The sequence below is a fragment of the Streptomyces sp. NPDC002324 genome (assembly GCF_053593335.1).
The window spans coordinates 98,008-116,311 of record NZ_JBSFCF010000004.1 but is presented as its reverse complement, the minus strand read 5'-3'; the positions used below and the strand labels follow the sequence as shown (position 1 = coordinate 116,311).

The window sequence follows — 18,304 nt, the reverse complement described above, 5'->3', positions numbered from 1 at the left end:
GCGCCCGGCACGGCGGAGGCCTCCGGGACGTCCGAGCAGCCAGGGGCGGCGGGGGAGTCGAGGGCGGCGGAGGAGCCAGGGGCGGCGGAAGGGGCGGAGACGGCCGGTGGGTCGGAGAAGCCGCTGAAGCCGCTGAAGCCGGCACGGCCGGACGCTTCTCGGGCATCGGGGACGTCCGACGCCTCGACGGCTTCGGGGACGTCCGGCGCTTCGACGGCTTCGACGGCTTCGACGGCTTCGACGGCTTCGACGGCCTCGGGGGCCCCGACCCCTTCGACGGCCCCGACCCCTTCGACGGCGCCGACCCCTTCGACGCCGGCAAAGGCTTCAGCCGAGGCCGAGCCGCTCGTGACGTCGCCTTCGCCCGCCGGTTCGTCCGACGGTGGGTGGTCCGGGGAGACGGCGGGCGGATCGAGGGCCGCGGAACGGTCCGGGACGACGACGGACGGGGCTGCGGCGGACGAGAGCGCTGCTTCGGAAAGGGTGGACATGGCGAAGACCGCCGGGACGACCGGGGTGGCCGGTGCGACCGAGGCCGCGGACGAGATCGAGGTCCGTGATCACATCAGCGTGCCCGATGCCGAAGGGAACCCCGTTCGCGGCACCCGGCGGTTCCCGATGTTCACCAAGGACACCGCGCGGCCCGAGGGTGGTGGCCGGGCGGCACCGCGTGAGGCGCCCGCGCCCGTCCGTCAGTGGCCGATCCTCGCCGTCCTGTCCACCGTGGGGCTCGGGCTGCTGCTCACCGCGCTGGACGCGTTTCGGGCCGGCACGATCCTGATCGGGGCCGCGATGCTCGGCGGCGCGGTGCTGCGCTGGGCCGTCCGGGATGTCGGCATGCTCGCCGTCCGCTCCCGCTTCACGGACATGGCCACGTACATCTTCCTGGGCACCGCCATCGTGCTCCTCGCGCTGATGGCCCAGCCGAAGCCGCTGCTGGAGATCCCGTTCCTCAAGGACACCCTGCACTTCACGGTGGGCGACGAGGCGGGCTGAGGCGTTTCGCCCCGCCGGGAGAATCCCCCCGGTCCGAGCGCGTACGACGGCGGTCCGTCCCCTCCCCCGAGTAAGGACGGACCGCCGTCGCGTTCCACGTTCCTGCACGGCGGACGCCCCCTTCAACACCTGTCAGCCCGCTGTGGCACGGAAGTGACCGTTCCGCCAAGGTGTCCGCGCCGCGCGACGACGGTGGCACCCGGACGTCATCCGCGCGCCCCCTCGTCACGCTCCTCGCGTCGTCTCACCTCACGAGGCCGTCCGCGTCACTTTCCGCTCCGCGCCTTCGCGTCTTCCGGTATTCACTGCCGCACACGATGCGCACGAGTCCGTGTGCGACCCGCGTGAGGTGGAGGTGCCGTCGGTGTGCCGCTGTGCCGACAGGTTCGAGGATGTGGGACGTGGACCTTCAATACCCGGGCGGACGAGGGTATTTGGGGCGGTCCGGGACGTCCCGTGCGGGGACCTGCGATTCCGCCCGGAATTCCGGGACGTCGGTGGGACACTGGATCGCTGACGGTGCGGGGGGCGTGCGCAGCGCGCGGCCCTGCCCGGAATGCTCCCGCGCGCCCCTTTCCGGGGAACTGACATCCCGACCGGGCGCATCCCAGTGGGTAGGCCAGAACGGGGCTCCGGAGAGGGCCTCGGGACCGACGGGCAGGTCCCGAAACGGAATGCAGCGAGGGCATCATGCGTGGCACGCGGACAGCGGGCACGGGGGGACAGTCCAGAGTCGTACGGAGATCCGTACGGGCATCTGTACGGAGAGTCGTACGGGAATCCGTACGGGGGGAAGAGGGGGGAAGAAATGCCTCGTTGGAGGGCCTTGCCCGATGAACTCGATCCACAGGTCAGGGAGTTCGCGGGTCAGCTGCGTCGGCTCGTCGACCGCGGTGGACTGAGCATCGCGGCGGTGGCCGACCGCACGGGCTACAGCAAGACGTCCTGGGAGCGGTATCTCAACGGCAGACTGCTCGCGCCGAAGGGCGCGATCGTGGCGTTGGCCGAGGTGACCGGCACCGATCCCGTCCATCTGGCCACCATGTGGGAGCTGGCCGAGCGGGCCTGGAGCCGTTCGGAGATGCGCCACGACATGACCATGGAGGCGATCCGTATCTCCCAGGCGCGCGCCGCCCTGGGCGAGACGGGCGGGCAGTCCACCGTCAAGGGTGGCAGGAACGGCAGGGGAGGCCGGAGCGCGACCGTGACACCGGGTGTGGCGGGCCCGGCCGGCGTCGTCCCGTCGGTGCCGCTGCAGCCGCGCTCCTCGGCCGACGACAGCGCCTCGCGCCCGCCGTACGGGGCGAGGGCTGCCTCCGGTGGCTCGTCGCGCACCAGCTGGGGCGCCACGCCGTCGTCGGCCGCGTCCCGGCCCTCGACGTCATCACCGTCGGGCCTGGTCGGGGGGTGGCCCTCGTCGGCTTCCTCCGCCTCTGCCTCGGGCTCGGCCTCGGTCTCGTCGGCGTCCTCGTCCCGGGGTCCTGCCGGGGCGCCGGGTTCCGGTGGTGCCGCGGTTTCCGGTGGCGCCCAGGTCTCCGGTGGTGCCTCGGCGCCGTCCGGTGTGTTCGGCCCGCCGCCTGGCGGTGAGGGCCGGTCCGACGACGGCGATTCCCGGCCGAAGCGGCGTGTGCCGATGTTCCTCGTGGGAGCCGTCGGGGGGCTCGTCGTGATCGGGGCGGCCTTTTTCCTCCTCACCGACGGTGGCGGGAAGGAGCAGGCGGACGGCAAACCGCCCGCCTCCCGGTCGACCTCGACCGGCACGAACCCCGACCTCCCGGCCGGAGTGAAGTGCAGCGGCAAGGACTGCGACGGCAAGGACCCGGAGACCATGGGGTGCATCGGCAACCTCGTGCGCACCGCCGACGAGGCCACGATCGGCACGACACGGGTCGAGGTCCGCTACAGCAAGACCTGCCAGGCCGCCTGGGCCCGCATCACCGGCGCCGCCCAGGGCGACGAGGTCCAGGTCACGGCAGGCGGGACCAAGCAGACCGCCGCCATCGAAGAGGCCGGCGACAACATCGCCTACACCCTGATGGTCACCGTGAAGGACGCGGGCGATGCCGCGGCCTGCGCGACGCTGGCGTCGGGCCAGAAGGGCTGCACGGGGTAGTGGTGCGGAGGGGGCGCGTCCACCGCGCCCCCTCGGGCCGTGGGGAAGGGGCGCGGCCCGCCACGCCCCTCGTCAGGTGCATGACGGAACGTAGTCACCTGTACCGTAAAAGTAATCACGACGGAAGTGGAATGCTCGCCGAACTCCGGGGCATGCGGACAGTACCCCCACGGGAGTCCGGTCAGCCCGGGAGGAGGATCCCCCCTCCCCTCCCGGCCCGGCGCCCCCACAAAGGCGGCCGCTCGGTCCCTCCCCCCGGACCGGCGGCCGCCTTTTCATGCGACGCTCCGTACGGCGCGGCAGCGCGGAGCGACTTGTGGGCTGGGCCACACGAACCCCGGCCGTCCGGGATCCCGGATGCGCGGTAGCCTGACCACCGATCTCTCTTGACGCCAAGAGATCGATCATTTGTACGTCCCACCAGGGGCAGGGACGCCCCACCGCCAGCTGTCATACGGAGAACGCCATGACCCGCACTCCCGTGAACGTCACCGTCACCGGCGCGGCCGGCCAGATCGGTTACGCCCTGCTCTTCCGCATCGCCTCCGGCCAGCTGCTCGGCGCGGACGTGCCGGTCAAGCTCCGCCTGCTGGAGATCACCCCGGCGCTCAAGGCCGCCGAGGGCACCGCCATGGAGCTCGACGACTGCGCCTTCCCGCTCCTCCAGGGCATCGACATCACGGACGACCCGAACGTCGCCTTCGACGGCGCCAACGTGGGTCTGCTCGTGGGCGCCCGCCCCCGTACCAAGGGCATGGAGCGCGGTGACCTCCTGGAGGCCAACGGCGGCATCTTCAAGCCGCAGGGCAAGGCCATCAACGACAACGCCGCGGACGACATCAAGGTCCTCGTCGTCGGCAACCCGGCCAACACCAACGCCCTCATCGCCCAGGCCGCCGCGCCGGACGTCCCGGCCGAGCGCTTCACCGCGATGACCCGCCTGGACCACAACCGCGCGCTGACCCAGCTGTCGAAGAAGACGGGCGTCCCGGTCTCCGAGATCCAGCGGCTCACGATCTGGGGCAACCACTCGGCGACCCAGTACCCGGACATCTTCCACGCCACGGTCGCCGGCAAGAACGCCGCCGAGGTCGTCAACGACGAGAAGTGGCTCGCCGAGGACTTCATCCCGACCGTCGCCAAGCGTGGCGCCGCCATCATCGAGGCCCGTGGCGCCTCGTCGGCCGCGTCCGCCGCCAACGCAGCCATCGACCACATCTACACCTGGGTCAACGGCACCGCCGAGGGCGACTGGGCCTCCATGGGTATCCCGTCCGACGGTTCCTACGGTGTGGCCGAGGGGCTCATCTCCTCCTTCCCCGTCACCGTCAAGGACGGCAAGTACGAGATCGTCCAGGGCCTGGAGATCAACGAGTTCTCCCGCGCCCGTATCGACGCCTCGGTCCAGGAGCTGGCGGAGGAGCGCGACGCGGTCCGCGCGCTCGGCCTCATCTGAGCCGACGTCTTATAGCTTGCTCCCGCAGGCCCTGTCCCGGTTTCGACCAGGACGGGGCCTGTTCGGCGTGTACGCCGCTATCGTCGGTGAACGTACGTCGTGAGAGGGTCGGCGACGGCAAGGGGGGCAGGATGACGAGGTGGGATCCGCACCAAGGGCGCTGGGTGGACGACACTCCCGGGCGCGGCAGCCCGTGGCCGCGCCTGACCGTCGCCGTCGCCCTCGCGGCCCTGCTCGGCGGCGGCATCGGTTTCGGGGTGTGGACCCTGTCCCGTGACGACGACGGCCCGGCCCGGGCGACCGCCGCGGACAGCTCCCCCTCGACGCCCCCGCCCTCCGTCTCGGCGGCGGGCCCGGCGGACGACGGCCACACCGACCCGGCCACACCGAAGCAGTCGGACCCGGACTCCGGCGCGGGCGACACCCCCGGCTACGTCCACTCCGACGACCCGGCCGGCTTCACCGTCGACGTCCCCTCCGGCTGGAAACGCACCGCGAAGACGCCGACGGACAAGCCCACCGTCGTGACCTACGACTCCCCGGACGGCAGCCGCATCCTCCAGCTCTTCCTGGTCAGCGAGAGCAGCCCGGCCGAGTCCATGGACCTGGCGGAGAACGAGAACTACGGCTTCGCCCGCCTCCCCGGCTATCGCGCCCTCGACCGCTCGGCCGCCGACGACGACAGCTACTCCGAAGTCGTCTACCGCTTCGACGGCGAAGGCGAGGCGGGCCCCCGTCAGGTCATCGACCACCGCTTCCGCACGGCCGGCGACAAGATCTACGGAGTCCGCCTCAGCGCCCCCGAGTCCACCCCGCTCGACGAACTCCGCGAACCGGTCACCACTGTGGTCACCTCCCTCTGCCCGACGGACGCGACCTGCGTCAGGGGATGAACACGGGACGGCGTCCGACACGGCGGCTGTACGGTGCCGGTCTCCTTGGCCCCCTGCCCAGCCTCCGAGCGGCCCCCTGCCCAACCGACGCCGAAGCCGAAGCCCGAGCCGAAGCCGAAGTCGTCGGCCCCGCGCACCCGGTTGGCCCCCTCGGCGACTCGATCACTAGTCTGAGCGCCGATAAGGCGCACATAAACGGCGGCCGGTCATCGCGTAGCGCACAGCGGGCCGGCCTCGGTACGACAGGGGCCAATGGCCCGACGGGGGAGCACACATGGGAGAGCAGCGCAGGCGACTGCGGTCCAGCACGGTCGTCCTCGGAGGGATGGGTGTCGTCGCGGCGGCCCTGACCTCCTGCGGATCCGATCCGGACCGCCGTTGCGTGGATCGCGACAGCTACGACTACGCCAACGGCTACAAGATCATCGCGGACAGGAACTGCAACACGGGTTCCGGCTCGTCGTCGTACGGCAAGAACAGCAAGAGCAACAGCAAGAGCAACAGCAAGAGCAACAGCAGCGGCAACCGGAAGCAGGCCGGTTCGGCCGACGCCGCCTGGTACTACGACGCGGACGTCAGTGGCGGCTGGGCCGACGACGGCACCTTCAGCCGCAGCGAGGCCGTGGACCGGGACGGCTTCGGCTGCTCGGGCGACGGTGACGGTTCCGGCTCCAGCGGCGGCTGAGCCGGCGGACGAGGCAGAACCATGGAACGCCGCACCATCGAGCCCCGGCCGGGCTGGCAGGAGACCGTCGAGGAACAGGGGCTCATCTACCCGCTGACCCGCTACCCCGACGGCTCCCTGCGCCCGTACTGGGACGAGAGCGCGTACTACGTCTTCTCGCTCCCCGAGGTCGAGGCACTGGAGGAGGTCGTCGAGGAACTGCACGCCATGTGCCTGGCGGCCGCCGCGCACATCGTCGAGCACGACCGCTTCGCCGACCTCGGCATCACCGACCCACGCCTCGCCGGCCTCGTCGCCGAGGCGTGGCGCCGACGGGCCGAACTGCCCTCTGTCTACGGCCGCTTCGACCTCCGCCACGACGGGACCGGCCCCGCCAAACTGCTGGAGTACAACGCCGACACCCCGACCTCGCTCGTCGAGGCGGCCGGCCCCCAGTGGTTCTGGATGGAGGAACGCTTCCCGGGCGCCGACCAGTGGAACTCCCTCCACGAACGCCTTGTCGCCGCCTGGAAGAAGCAGTCCTCCCTCCTCCCACCGGGCAGCCCCCTGTACTTCGCGCACTCCGCGGGCGACGAACTGGGCGAGGACCTGATGACGGTCGCCTACCTGAAGGAGACCGCCGAACAGGCCGGCCTGGACACCGACTGGATCTCCATGGAGGACATCGGCTGGGACCGCCTCGCGGACCGGTTCGTCGACAAGAAGCTGCGTTTCATCCGCAGTATCTTCAAGCTCTATCCCTGGGAGTGGCTCACCACCGACCGCTTCGCCCCCCATGTGCTCGCCACCCTCGACAACGGCGGCGGCACCGGGACCACGATGTGGATCGAGCCCGCCTGGAAGATGCTCCTCAGTAACAAGGCCCTTCTCGCCGTCCTCTGGGAGCTGTACCCCGGCCACCCGAACCTCCTCCCCGCCTATCTCGACGGCCCCCGCGAACTGGCGTCCACCACCGGCTACGTCGCCAAACCGCTCCTCGGCCGCGAGGGCGCCGGCGTCACCGTCCACGAGGCGGGCACCGCCTCCGCACCGTCCACAGAGGCCCGCTGCTACCAGGAGTTGGCCCCCCTTCCGGCCTTCGACGGCAACCATGTCGTCCTCGGCGCCTGGGTCGTCGAGGACGAGTCGGCGGGCCTCGGCATCCGCGAGTCCTCGGGCCTGGTCACCGACGAGTACGCCCGCTTCCTGCCCCATGTGATCCTCTGACCTCCGCACTCTCCTCCGCCTCCTGCCGTCGTTCGTATGGTGGACGTCCGGGCCCGGACGTCCACCACGCCCGATAGGGTGATCGGCGGGCCGTGACTGGCGCGCTGGGATGGGACGGACCATCGGGGAGCGGCCCGGGAAAGATGAGTGCCGTGCGCCTGGGCCGTACCGTGAACGCTGAACGCAACGTCCGGAGGTCCCCATGTCAGCCGAGCCCCTCTCCCACGAGTCCACCGCCTTCCGTGCCGCCCTCGATGTGATCCGCGCCGTCGAGCCGCGCGTGGCCGACGCCATCGGCCAGGAGGTCAGCGACCAGCGCGAGATGCTCAAGCTGATCGCCTCCGAGAACTACGCCTCCCCGGCCACCCTTCTGACCATGGGCAACTGGTTCAGCGACAAGTACGCCGAGGGCACCGTCGGCCGCCGCTTCTACGCAGGCTGCCGCAACGTCGACACCGTCGAGTCCCTCGCCGCCGAGCACGCCCGGGAGCTCTTCGGCGCCCGCCACGCCTACGTCCAGCCGCACTCCGGCATCGACGCCAACCTGGTCGCCTTCTGGTCCGTCCTCGCCGACCGCGTCGAGGCCCCCTTCCTGGAGAAGACCGGCGCCCGCCAGGTCAACGACCTCTCCGAGGCCGACTGGGCCGAACTCCGCCAGGCTTTCGGCAACCAGCGCATGCTCGGTATGTCCCTGGACGCCGGCGGCCACCTCACTCACGGCTTCCGCCCCAACATCTCCGGCAAGATGTTCGACCAGCGCTCGTACGGCACCGACCCCGCCACCGGCCTCATCGACTACGAGGCCCTGCGCGTCACCGCCCAGGACTTCAAGCCGCTGATCATCGTCGCCGGCTACTCCGCCTACCCCCGTCTGGTGAACTTCCGGATCATGCGCGAGATCGCCGACGAGGTCGGCGCCACGCTGATGGTGGACATGGCGCACTTCGCGGGCCTCGTCGCCGGCAAGGTCCTCACCGGCGACTTCGACCCGGTACCGCACGCCCAGATCGTCACCACGACCACCCACAAGTCGCTGCGCGGCCCGCGCGGCGGCATGGTCCTGTGCGACGACTCCCTGAAGGACCAGGTCGACCGCGGCTGCCCGATGGTCCTCGGCGGCCCCCTCCCGCACGTCATGGCCGCCAAGGCCGTCGCCCTGGCCGAGGCCCGGCAGCCCGCCTTCCAGGACTACGCCCAGCGCATCGTCGACAACTCCCGGGCCCTCGCCGAGGGCCTGATGCGCCGGGGCGCCACCCTGGTCACCGGCGGCACCGACAACCACCTCAACCTGATCGACGTCGCCACCTCCTACGGTCTCACCGGCCGCCAGGCCGAGGCCGCGCTGCTCGACTCCGGCATCGTCACCAACCGCAACGCCATCCCGGCCGACCCGAACGGCGCCTGGTACACCTCCGGCATCCGCATCGGTACGCCCGCGCTGACCACGCGTGGTCTGGGCACCGCCGAGATGGACGAGGTCGCCGGCCTGATCGACCGTGTCCTGACCACCACGGAGTCCGGCACCACCAAGTCGGGCGCCCCCTCCAAGGCCCAGCACGTCCTCGACGCGAAGGTCGCCGACGAGATCTCCCGCCGTGCCACCGACCTCGTCGCCGGCTTCCCGCTCTACCCGGAGATCGACCTCGGCTGACCCCCTCGCCACGGCCGGTCAGGCATCCAACAGCTCCTGACGGGGCTCCCGCGGCGGTCCGGACTCGTGCCGGGCCGCCGCGCGGCGCAGCAGCAGCGTGGCGCCCCCGGAGCCGAGGAGCAGGCCCAGGGCCAGGGCGGGTATCGCCCAGCGGGCATGGTCGGCCGGACCGGATACGTCCGCCGCGGAGCGTGTGCCGGTGACCGTCCCGCCGGGCTCGGTACCGGAACCGGTGAGCGCGTCGTCCGAGGACGTTCCCTGCACCGAGCCGTCGGAGGGCTCGCCCAGGACCCCGAGTCCTCGCAGCAGCGCCCGCAGCTCCTCCGACTGCTTCGCCTTGTGCCAGACACCCTCGCCCGAGGCCGCGGTGTCCTCCGCCGTTTCCAGTCCCGTGTGGATCCAGACGTCCTTCGTGTCGGGCGGCGACATGTACAGCCGGTCCACCCGCCAGGCCGTCACGTCATGGCTCATCCACGTCACGGTGACCATGTCGCCGACCTGACCTCCCCAGGTGTCCTCCGGCCCCCAGTCCGGAGCCTTCTCCCGGCTCCCGTCGAGCGCGGAGCCGGCCGGGACGAGGAGCCTGACCAGGAGGTCGTACTGCTTGTCCGTGCCGTACAGCGAAGCCGTCCGATGGCTGGTCGGTGCGACCAGCAGCACGCTGGTCGGTCCGCCCGCCGCCGAGGGCGGCGCCTCCAGCAGGAGCAGAGCCAAGGCGGTCAGCAACGCGCCCAACGCCGCCGCCAGTTGTCGCGGTCCACGCATCCGACACCCCCGATCGATCCCGGTGCGGTCCGTCCGCACTCGCGGTGTCACTCCTGGTACACCGCTCGAACCGCCGGGGTTCCCACCTCGACGGGACCGATCAGTCCAATGACTCCGCGATCTTCCGCGCCCGGTCCTTGGACGCCACGCCCTCCAGCCGCAGCGTGAACTCCTCGCCGTGGACCCACAGCAGAGTGGGCCCCGCCGTGCGCTCGGAGCGGGTGAAGCGGGAGCCGTCCTCCGAGGTCATCCAGAAGCGCAGGAGGTGCGGCTCCGGGAACCACAACGCGTCGAACGCGCCCGAGCCCAGCCGGACCCACTCGACGGCCTGCTCACCCGCCACGGTCTTGCCGTACTCGGGGGCCAGCCGGGCCGCGTACTCGTCGAGCCGGACGGTGTGTCCCCGCTCCTCCCAGCAGAGGGTGATCACGAAGCGGCCCTTCGGCGCACGCGTCACCGACACCGCGTCCGGCGTCCCCAGCGCACCCGGCACGAGCGGGGCGAACCCCGCCCGCCGCCCTGCCTCGGCGAGCGGGACCGGATCGGGGCAGCCCGGCACCCCCGCCCCGGGCGAAGGCGACGCCGACGGGTCGTACCGCACCTCGACCCCGCCGAAGTCGAAGAAGTCGGCCACCGCGGCCCGTACCGGCGGGGTGAGGACGAGCACCGTGAGCAGTCCGCACAGCGCGGCGGTCAGGGCGCGCCGACGGAGTCCGGCCCACCGGCGCACCGCCCGCAGCCGCGCACCGGCGCCCGTCGGCTCGGCCACCGGGGCGGGCACCTGCTCGGCGAGTATCTGCCGCAGCACCCGCTCGACCATGGTCTCGTCCCCGTCGGCCCCCGGCCGGTCCAGCGACCTCCCGAGCGCCCGCAACTCCTCGGGCAATCGGACGTCACGCCCCTCACCCCCCGTGCCACCACCGACACGCTCCCGCTCCGCGTCCTGGCTCCCGTACGACCGGTCGGGCTCACTCACGTCCCTCACCTCCTCCCGCCTTCTCCAGGGCCTCACCCGGCTCGAACTCCGGCAGCAGACGGCCCAGCCTGCGCAGCGCCCGGCTCAGGCGGGACTTCACCGTGCCCCGGGGCCAGCCGAGGGCCGCCGCCGTCTCCGGCTCGTCCATCTCCAGCAGATAGCGGTAGGTGACGACCAGCCGGTGCTCCTCGCTCAGCTTCTCCAGGGCGCCCAGGAGCGCGACACGGCGCTCTATCGCCAGCGCGGCGACCGCCGGGTCGGCCGAGGACGGTATCAACGGCTCGGCCTCGACGAACGCCGCCTCACGGTCGGCCAGGGACCGCTGACGCCCCGCTGTCCGCACTGTGTTCCTCGTCTCATTGGCCACGATCGACAGCAGCCACGGCCGGAACGCGGAGCCGTCCCGGAAGCGGCCCAGTGTGCAGTACGCCTTGAAGAAGGCCTGCTGCACCACGTCCTCCGCGTCCGCACCGGCGCCGAGCGCCCGGGCCGCCCGCAGCGCGATGCCCGTGTGGGCGCGCACCAGCTCCGCATAGGCCTCCGGCTCCCCGGCGCGTACGCGTGCGATCACCGCGGCCTCATCGACGATGCGGCCCCCCTCCCGCGTTCTCACACAATGGGTACACCGCCCGAGCCGGATCGGTTCCCGCCCGTGTCCCCTCTGTTTCCGGTCGGTTCCGGAACGCCCCCCGAGACCTGAGAGAATGGTGAGCATGGCCTCTGACCGACCCCGCGTGCTCTCCGGCATCCAGCCCACCGCCGGCTCGTTCCACCTCGGCAACTACCTCGGCGCCGTCCGCCAGTGGGTGGCCCTGCAGGAGTCCCACGACGCCTTCTACATGGTCGTAGACCTGCACGCGATCACCATCGCGCAGGACCCCGCGGACCTGCGCGCCAACACCAGGCTCGCCGCCGCGCAGCTCCTCGCCGCCGGTCTCGACCCGGAGCGCTGCACCCTCTTCGTCCAGAGCCACGTCCCCGAGCACGCCCAGCTCGGCTGGATCATGAACTGCCTGACCGGCTTCGGCGAGGCCTCCCGCATGACCCAGTTCAAGGACAAGTCCGCCAAGCAGGGCGCCGACCGCGCGAGCGTCGGCCTCTTCACGTACCCGATCCTCCAGGTCGCGGACATCCTGCTGTACCAGGCGAACGAGGTCCCGGTGGGCGAGGACCAGCGCCAGCACATCGAGCTCACCCGTGACCTCGCCGAGCGCTTCAACGGCCGCTTCGGCGCGACCTTCACGATCCCGAAGCCGTACATCCTGAGGGAGACGGCGAAGATCTACGACCTTCAGGACCCCGCGATCAAGATGAGCAAGTCGGCGTCGACCCCGAAGGGGTTGATCAATCTGCTCGACGATCCGAAGGCCACCGCCAAGAAGGTCAAGAGCGCGGTCACCGACACGGACACGGTGATCCGCTTCGACCCCGCCGAGAAGCCGGGCGTCAGCAACCTGCTCAGCATCTACTCGACCCTGACGGGTACGGGTATCGGGGAACTGGAGCAGAAGTACGTCGGCAAGGGCTACGGTGCGCTCAAGACGGACCTCGCCGAGGCCATGGTCGAGTTCGTGACGCCCTTCCGGGAGCGCACCCAGCAGTATCTGGACGACCCGGAGACGCTCGACTCGATCCTGGCCGAGGGGGCCGAGAAGGCGCGCGCCGTCGCCGCGGAGACGCTCTCCCAGGCGTACGACAAGGTGGGCTTCCTGCCCGCCAAGCACTGAGCCGCACCGCCTCGGGCCCCGAGCGCCGACCGCACCACCCGTCGCACCACCGACAGCGCCGCACATCACTCCCGCTGCGCCTGCCCGGAACACCGCCGTGGCCGTACAGTCGATAGCCGGTGCGACGGAGTGCGCCCCGCAAGATCCACGACCACGCGCAGGACACGACGACAGGAGACGACGTGGGGACCGTAACGATCGGTGTGTCGATCGCGGTCCCGGAGCCCCACGGCAGCCAGCTCCAGGAGCTGCGCGCGGGCTTCGGCGACGCCGCGGCTCACGGCATCCCCACGCATGTCACGCTGCTGCCGCCGACCGAGGTCGGCGGCGACGAGGTGCCGGCGATCGAAGCGCATCTCGCCGAGGTCGCGGCGGCCGGCCGGCCCTTCCCGATGCGGCTGTCCGGCACGGGCACGTTCCGCCCGGTGTCGCCCGTGGTGTTCGTGCGGATCGTCGAGGGAGCCGAGGCCTGCACCTGGCTGCAGAAGCAGGTCCGGGACGCCTCGGGGCCGGTGGCACGCGAGCTGAACTTCCCGTACCACCCGCACGTCACCGTCGCGCACGGCATCGCCGAGGAGGCGATGGACCGGGCGTTCGAGGAACTCGCCGGGTACGAGGCCCAGTGGCCCTGCACCGGCTTCGCGCTCTACGAACAGGGCCCCGACGCGGTCTGGCGCAAGCTGCGCGAGTTCGCGTTCGGCGGATCGGTCGTCCCGTCGCAGGCGGGGGCGCCGGTGGGGGACACGGTGACGCTGCCGCTGGGAGGACCGGGCGCCTCATAGCTCGCAGGTCCGGGTCGTTCGGCGACTGCGGGCGGGTGGGGGTTGTTCGCGCCGTTCCCCGCGCCCCTTGCGGGGCGCTCCTGATCCGGGGCTCCGAAGGACACGGCTCCACGGCTCCAGGCTCTACAGCGGCAGGCGGCGGAACAGCGCCCTCGGCATGTGCCTCAGGGCCGCCATCACCGGACGCAGCGAACCGGGCACCCACACCGTCTCCGAGCGCCGCCGCAGGCCCAGTTCGATGGCGGTGGCGACCGCCTCCGGGGTCGTCGCGAGGGGGGACTCCGGGCGGCCGGCCGTCATGCTCGTGCGGACGAAGCCGGGGCGGACGAGCATCACATGGGCGCCCGTGCCGTGGAGGGCGTCGCCGAGACCCTGGGTGAAGGTGTCGAGGCCGGCCTTGCTGGAGCCGTAGATGAAGTTGGAACGGCGGGCGCGCTCGGCGGCGACGGAGGACAGGACCACCAGGGAGCCGTGCCCCTGTGCCTGGAGGGCCCGTCCGCAGATCAGCGCGGACGAGACGGCGCCCGTGTAGTTGGTCTGGGCGACGCGCGCGGCGGCCACCGGGTCGCGCTCGTCGTTGGCCTGGTCGCCGAGCACGCCGAAGGCGAGCAGGACCATGTCGATGTCGCCCTCGGCGAAGATCTTGCCGAGGATCGCCTCGTGGGACGCGGGGTCGAGCGCGTCGAAGGTGACGGTGTGCGTCTGCGCGCCGAGTCCGCGCAGGTGGACGGCGGCGTTCTCCAGGCCCTGCGAGGGGCGTCCCGCCAGCCACACCGTGCGGGTGCGGCGGGCGATCAGCCGGCGTGCCGTGGCCAGCGCGATGTCCGACGTGCCGCCGAGGATCAGCAGGGACTGGGGGGTGCCGAAGGCGTCCTTCAAGACAGCTCCTGGGTGTGTGGGGGGACAGGGGGTTCCACGGCGTGCACGGCGCTCAGAGGCCGAGGCGTCGGGCCAGGTCCGACACGAAGACGCCGCCCGGGTCCAACTCCCGCCGCAGTGCGCGGAACTCGGGCAGCCGGGGGTACATCGCGGTCAGCAGTTCGGGGCGCAGGCGGGCGTCCTTGGCCAGGTAGACGCGGCCGTCGGCGGCGGCGACCTCCTCGTCGAGCGTGTCCAGGAAGGTGGCGAGGCCGGGCAGGCCCGCCGGGATGTCCAGGGCGAGGGTCCAGCCGGGCATCGGGAAGGACAGCCAGCCGGGGTCGCCCTCGCCGAACCGCTTCAGCACGGCGAGGAAGGAGGAGCAGCGGCGCGCGGAGATCCGGTCGACGATCCGGCGCAGGGTCTCCTCGTGGCCGTATCCGACGACGAACTGGTACTGCACGAAGCCGGACCTGCCGTAGATCCGGTTCCAGTGCGGGACGCCGTCGAGGGGGTGGAAGAAGGTGGAGAGACGTTGGAGTTCGCCGGTGCGGGCCCGGGGGGCCCGGCGGTACCAGAGTTCGTTGAAGAGGCTTACGGCCGTACGGCCCAGGAGGCCTTCGGGGACGCGGGCGGGAGGCGCCGGGAGCCGGCTGGTCCGGAATTCCAACGGACTGGTGGACGCGCGCCTCCGGAAAGTGTTTCCGCTGAGCGCGTCCCCGCGGAGGAAAAGCCCGCCACGCGCGCGTGGGGACGAGGAGTGCCCACGCGCGCGCGTGGACGGCGATCCCGGCGGCTCCAGCGCCTCCAGGGGCGCGTGGTCGCCGCGGGTGAGGACCGCGCGGCCCGTCGACGCGCCCCGGGCGAGCAGGTCGATCCAGGCGACGGAGTAGCGGTGGTGGCGGTCGCCGGCCGTCAGGCGGGCGAGGAGGTCGTCGAGGTCGCGGGCGCGTTCGGTGTCGACGGACATCCAGGACGTCTCGACGGGCAGGAGCCGTACGGTCGCGGTGAGGACGACGCCGGTCAGACCCATGCCCCCGGCCGTGGCGTCGAAGAGGGGGGTGCCGGGGACGACCGTACGGATCTCGCCGTCCGCCGTCAGCAGTTCGAGGGACAGGACGTGCCGGGCGAACGACCCGGAGACGTGGTGGTTCTTGCCGTGGATGTCGGCCGCGACGGCACCGCCGACGGTCACCTGGCGGGTCCCGGGGGTCACCGGCACGAACCAGCCCAGGGGGAGCAGCACCTCCATCAGCCGGTGCAGCGAGACGCCGGCGTCGCACAGGACCGTGCCGGCGTCCGCGTCGACGGCGTGGACCCGGTCGAGTCCGGTCATGTCCAGGACGGTGCCGCCCGCGTTCTGCGCCGCGTCCCCGTACGCCCGTCCCAGCCCCCGGGCGATCCCCCCGCGCGCCCCGCACGCCCGTACGGCGGCCGCGGCCTCGTCGTAGGTACGTGGGCGCAGCAGACGGGCGGCGGTCGGGGCGGTGCGGCCCCAGCCGGTGACGGGGACGGTCCGGCCGGGGGCGGGGGGTGGGGTGGCCGGAGGGGCCCCGGCGGCGTCGGCTGGCATGCCCGCGACCGTATCGCCGCGTGTGCGGAGGAACCGGGTACGTCGGCCCGGCCGCTCTGCCGCCTCACCGAAACGGGTGATTAATGGGATGTCGTTCCAGATTGCCGCAGCTCCCGGACGGCCACCTAGAAGAGTGGCATCGCATGGGTGAAGTTGACGTCGTCGACGGCGTGCGCGGCCTGGACCGGCGGTTGCTCTCCGTGTTGCACGCCCGGGGCGCGGACCCGCGCGTCGCGGCCGCCGCGCGCGGACTGTCCTGGGCCGGGGAACACGGCCTGCTGTGGCTCGCGGGCGGACTGGCGGGGGCCGCCGTCGACCGGGAGCGGCGCGGCGTGTGGCTGCGCGGCACGGCGGTGACCGCCGGGGCGCACCTGGTCAGCATGGGCGTCAAGCGAGTGGTGCGGCGGCCGCGCCCCGTGCGGGTCGTACCCCTGGTCCGCACCGCCGGACGGCACTCCTTCCCCAGCTCGCACGCCAGTTCGGCAGCGGCGGCGGTCGCCGTCGTCGCCCACGGGGCCCCGGCCTGCCCCCTCGTCCTCGCCGCCGCTGCCCCGCTCGCCGCCGCGATGTGCCTCTCCCGGCTGGTGGCCGGCGTGCACTACCCGTCGGACGTGGCGGCGGGCGTGGCGCTCGGGGCGCTCACCGCGCGGCTGGGCGCACGCTGGGTGGTGAACGGCCGTGGCTGAGCGCACCGTCCTCCTGGAGCGGCGGACGACCCCCGGGCAGGCGGCCCCGAAGACCGGCCTCGCCCTCGGCCTGCTGCGCACCGCCCGACCCCGCCAATGGATCAAGAACACCCTGGTCGTCGCCGCGCCCGCGGCCGCCGGGGAACTCCTCACCCCGCGCGCGCTCACGCAACTCCCGCTCGTCTTCGTGCTCTTCACGGCCTGCGCCGCCGCCGTGTACCTCGTCAACGACGCCCGGGACGCCGAGGCCGACCGCGCCCACCCGGTCAAGCGCCACCGCCCGGTCGCCGCCGGACAGGTGCCCGTACCGGTCGCGTACGCCGTCGGCGGCGCCCTGGCCGTGCTCGCGCCCCTCACCGCCGCGTGGCTCTGCCCGCCGTACACCGCCGTGCTGCTGACCGCGTACCTCGCACTCCAACTCGCCTACTGCGTCAGCCTCAAGCACGTCCTGGTCGTCGATCTGGCCGTCGTCACCACCGGGTTCCTGATGCGGGCGATGGCCGGCGGGCCGGCGCTGAACATCCCGCTGTCGCGCTGGTTCCTGATCACCACCGGCTTCGGCGCGCTGTTCATGGTCGCGGCCAAGCGCTACTCGGAGGCCGTGCAGATGGCCGACCGGCCCGGCGCCACCCGGGCGCTGCTCACCGAGTACACGGCCGGATACCTGCGCTTCGTCTGGCAGCTGGCCGCCGGGGTCGCCGTGCTCGGCTACTGCCTGTGGGCGCTGGAGGAGGGCGGTGTCTCCACCACCGGGGTCCTGCCCTGGCGTCAGCTCTCCATGGTCGCCTTCGTCCTGGCCGTCCTGCGCTACGCCGTCTTCGCCGACCGGGGCACCGCGGGCGAGCCCGAGGACGTCGTCCTGCACGACCGCGCCCTCGCCCTCATCGCGGTGGTGTGGCTGACGATGTACGGGCTGGCGGTGGCGGACTGGTGACGCGACGGCCACCACGCCGGGGGCGGTGAGGTCCGGAGCGCCTGTGCGGACCGGTGCGGGGGTACCCGGCATCGGCCGGCGACGAGTGGGGCAGAGTTCGGATCATGGACTGGCTGAAAAAGCTTCCCGGGGTGGGCCCCCTGGTGGAGCGTCTGATGACCACGCACGCGTGGCGGTCGTACGAGCGGCTCGACCGGGTGAAGTGGACCCGGCTGGCCGCCGCGATGACCTTCATCAGCTTCCTGGCGCTGTTCCCGCTGCTGACCGTGGTCGCCGCCGTCGCCGCGGCGACCCTCGGCAAGGACAGGCAGCACGACCTGGAGGGCCGGCTCGCCGAGCAGGTGCCCGGCATCTCCGACCAGCTCGACATCGCCGGCCTCGTCGAGAACGCCGGCACGGTCGGGGTCATCGCCGGCGCGCTGCTGCTGTTCACCGGCATCGGCTGGGTCGGTGAGATGCGCGGCTGTCTGCGCGCGGTCTGGGAGAAGCCGGACCCCGACGAGAACCCGGTCCTCGCCAAGGCCAAGGACACGGGCGTCCTCGTCGGCCTCGGCGGCGCGGTCCTCGTCTCCCTGGCCGCCTCCACCTCCGCCTCCTGGGCCGTCGGCCGGTTCGCCGACCAGCTCGGCATCGACCGCGACGGCTGGGGCGGCATCCTCCTGCGCATCGCCGCGTTCGCCGTCGCCGTCCTCGCCGACTTCCTGCTCCTCCTCTACGTCCTCACCCTGCTCCCCGGCGTCCACCCGCCCCGCCGCCGCCTCGTCGTGGCCGCCCTCATAGGAGCCGTGGGCTTCGAACTCCTGAAGCTCCTCCTCAGCGGCTACATGCAGGGCATCGCCTCGAAGAGCATGTACGGCGCCTTCGGCGTCCCCATCGCCCTGCTCCTGTGGATCAACTTCACCACCAAGCTCCTGCTGTACTGCGCGGCCTGGACGGCGGAGAGCAGCAAGGAGGCACCGGAACCGGCAACGGACGACTGAGGGCGCGGGTGCCCCGCGCGACC

At 72.2% G+C, this 18,304-nt stretch carries 17 protein-coding genes and 1 riboswitch; of the genes, 12 read left to right on the top strand and 5 right to left on the bottom strand.

All coding sequences use genetic code 11. The annotated features are described in order from the left end of the window. Window positions 1-489: 489 nt before the first annotated feature. From ACWCRJ_RS08070 to ACWCRJ_RS08040, 7 genes are all read left to right on the top strand, one after another. A complete protein-coding gene (locus ACWCRJ_RS08070) occupies window positions 490-996 on the top strand; it encodes a DUF3017 domain-containing protein (RefSeq protein WP_450938513.1) in 507 nt (168 codons plus the stop codon). Between the two features lie 826 nt (window positions 997-1,822). Further along, window positions 1,823-3,109 carry a DUF2690 domain-containing protein gene (locus ACWCRJ_RS08065; RefSeq protein ID WP_450938512.1) on the top strand — a complete coding sequence of 429 codons (1,287 nt, stop codon included), beginning with the start codon at window positions 1,823-1,825 and terminating at the stop codon, window positions 3,107-3,109. Between the two features lie 466 nt (window positions 3,110-3,575). After that, on the top strand, window positions 3,576-4,565 hold the full coding sequence (locus ACWCRJ_RS08060; RefSeq protein ID WP_037694352.1) for a malate dehydrogenase: 990 nt from the start codon (window positions 3,576-3,578) through the stop codon (window positions 4,563-4,565). A gap of 164 nt (window positions 4,566-4,729) precedes the next feature. Further along, complete coding sequence (locus ACWCRJ_RS08055; protein ID WP_450938511.1) at window positions 4,730-5,458, top strand: hypothetical protein; 729 nt, start codon at window positions 4,730-4,732, stop codon at window positions 5,456-5,458. Between the two features lie 274 nt (window positions 5,459-5,732). After that, window positions 5,733-6,143 (top strand): hypothetical protein, encoded by a 411-nt coding sequence (locus tag ACWCRJ_RS08050; RefSeq protein ID WP_450938510.1) that lies wholly within the window; start codon window positions 5,733-5,735, stop codon window positions 6,141-6,143. 21 nt (window positions 6,144-6,164) lie between these two features. Further along, window positions 6,165-7,349: a glutathionylspermidine synthase family protein gene (locus tag ACWCRJ_RS08045; RefSeq protein WP_450938509.1), complete on the top strand. Its 1,185-nt coding sequence runs from the start codon at window positions 6,165-6,167 to the stop codon at window positions 7,347-7,349. 82 nt (window positions 7,350-7,431) lie between these two features. After that, window positions 7,432-7,520: riboswitch (ZMP/ZTP riboswitch) on the top strand. Window positions 7,521-7,551: 31 nt separating this feature from the next. Further along, the gene (locus ACWCRJ_RS08040; RefSeq protein WP_450938508.1) at window positions 7,552-9,000 is read left to right on the top strand and encodes a glycine hydroxymethyltransferase; all 1,449 of its coding nucleotides are present in this window, start codon (window positions 7,552-7,554) and stop codon (window positions 8,998-9,000) included. An 18-nt stretch (window positions 9,001-9,018) separates the two neighbouring features. On the opposite strand, the gene ACWCRJ_RS08035 is transcribed toward ACWCRJ_RS08040, so the two are convergent. From ACWCRJ_RS08035 to ACWCRJ_RS08025, 3 genes are all read right to left on the bottom strand, one after another. Further along, complete coding sequence (locus ACWCRJ_RS08035; RefSeq protein ID WP_450938507.1) at window positions 9,019-9,765, bottom strand: hypothetical protein; 747 nt, start codon at window positions 9,763-9,765, stop codon at window positions 9,019-9,021. A gap of 100 nt (window positions 9,766-9,865) precedes the next feature. Continuing rightward, window positions 9,866-10,741 carry a hypothetical protein gene (locus ACWCRJ_RS08030; RefSeq protein ID WP_450938506.1) on the bottom strand — a complete coding sequence of 292 codons (876 nt, stop codon included), beginning with the start codon at window positions 10,739-10,741 and terminating at the stop codon, window positions 9,866-9,868. Next, window positions 10,734-11,354 carry an RNA polymerase sigma factor gene (locus ACWCRJ_RS08025; RefSeq protein ID WP_450938505.1) on the bottom strand — a complete coding sequence of 207 codons (621 nt, stop codon included), beginning with the start codon at window positions 11,352-11,354 and terminating at the stop codon, window positions 10,734-10,736. Before ACWCRJ_RS08025 ends, ACWCRJ_RS08030 begins: the two co-directional genes overlap by 8 nt. Window positions 11,355-11,454: 100 nt before the next feature. Between ACWCRJ_RS08025 and trpS the strand changes: the two genes are divergently transcribed. Together trpS and ACWCRJ_RS08015 are read left to right on the top strand one after the other, a co-directional pair. Beyond that, window positions 11,455-12,468 carry a tryptophan--tRNA ligase gene (gene trpS / locus ACWCRJ_RS08020; RefSeq protein WP_450938504.1) on the top strand — a complete coding sequence of 338 codons (1,014 nt, stop codon included), beginning with the start codon at window positions 11,455-11,457 and terminating at the stop codon, window positions 12,466-12,468. 182 nt (window positions 12,469-12,650) lie between these two features. Next, the gene (locus ACWCRJ_RS08015) at window positions 12,651-13,250 is read left to right on the top strand and encodes a 2'-5' RNA ligase family protein (protein WP_450938503.1); all 600 of its coding nucleotides are present in this window, start codon (window positions 12,651-12,653) and stop codon (window positions 13,248-13,250) included. A 123-nt stretch (window positions 13,251-13,373) separates the two neighbouring features. Here the strand turns inward: ACWCRJ_RS08015 and ACWCRJ_RS08010 are convergent, their stop codons facing one another. Beyond that, window positions 13,374-14,129 carry a decaprenylphospho-beta-D-erythro-pentofuranosid-2-ulose 2-reductase gene (locus ACWCRJ_RS08010; RefSeq protein WP_450938502.1) on the bottom strand — a complete coding sequence of 252 codons (756 nt, stop codon included), beginning with the start codon at window positions 14,127-14,129 and terminating at the stop codon, window positions 13,374-13,376. Window positions 14,130-14,181: 52 nt separating this feature from the next. Continuing rightward, the gene (locus ACWCRJ_RS08005) at window positions 14,182-15,681 is read right to left on the bottom strand and encodes an FAD-binding protein (protein ID WP_450938501.1); all 1,500 of its coding nucleotides are present in this window, start codon (window positions 15,679-15,681) and stop codon (window positions 14,182-14,184) included. Window positions 15,682-15,824: 143 nt separating this feature from the next. Here ACWCRJ_RS08005 and ACWCRJ_RS08000 point away from each other — a divergent pair, with 143 nt between their 5' ends. From ACWCRJ_RS08000 to ACWCRJ_RS07990, 3 genes are all read left to right on the top strand, one after another. Further along, window positions 15,825-16,367: a phosphatase PAP2 family protein gene (locus ACWCRJ_RS08000; RefSeq protein WP_450938500.1), complete on the top strand. Its 543-nt coding sequence runs from the start codon at window positions 15,825-15,827 to the stop codon at window positions 16,365-16,367. Continuing rightward, entirely contained in the window at window positions 16,360-17,301 is a 942-nt protein-coding gene (locus ACWCRJ_RS07995; RefSeq protein ID WP_450938499.1) for a decaprenyl-phosphate phosphoribosyltransferase, read from the top strand. Before ACWCRJ_RS08000 ends, ACWCRJ_RS07995 begins: the two co-directional genes overlap by 8 nt. Before the next feature lie 104 nt (window positions 17,302-17,405). Next, window positions 17,406-18,281, top strand: a complete 876-nt coding sequence (locus tag ACWCRJ_RS07990) for a YihY/virulence factor BrkB family protein (protein ID WP_450938498.1) — start codon at window positions 17,406-17,408, stop codon at window positions 18,279-18,281. Window positions 18,282-18,304 lie beyond the last annotated feature (23 nt).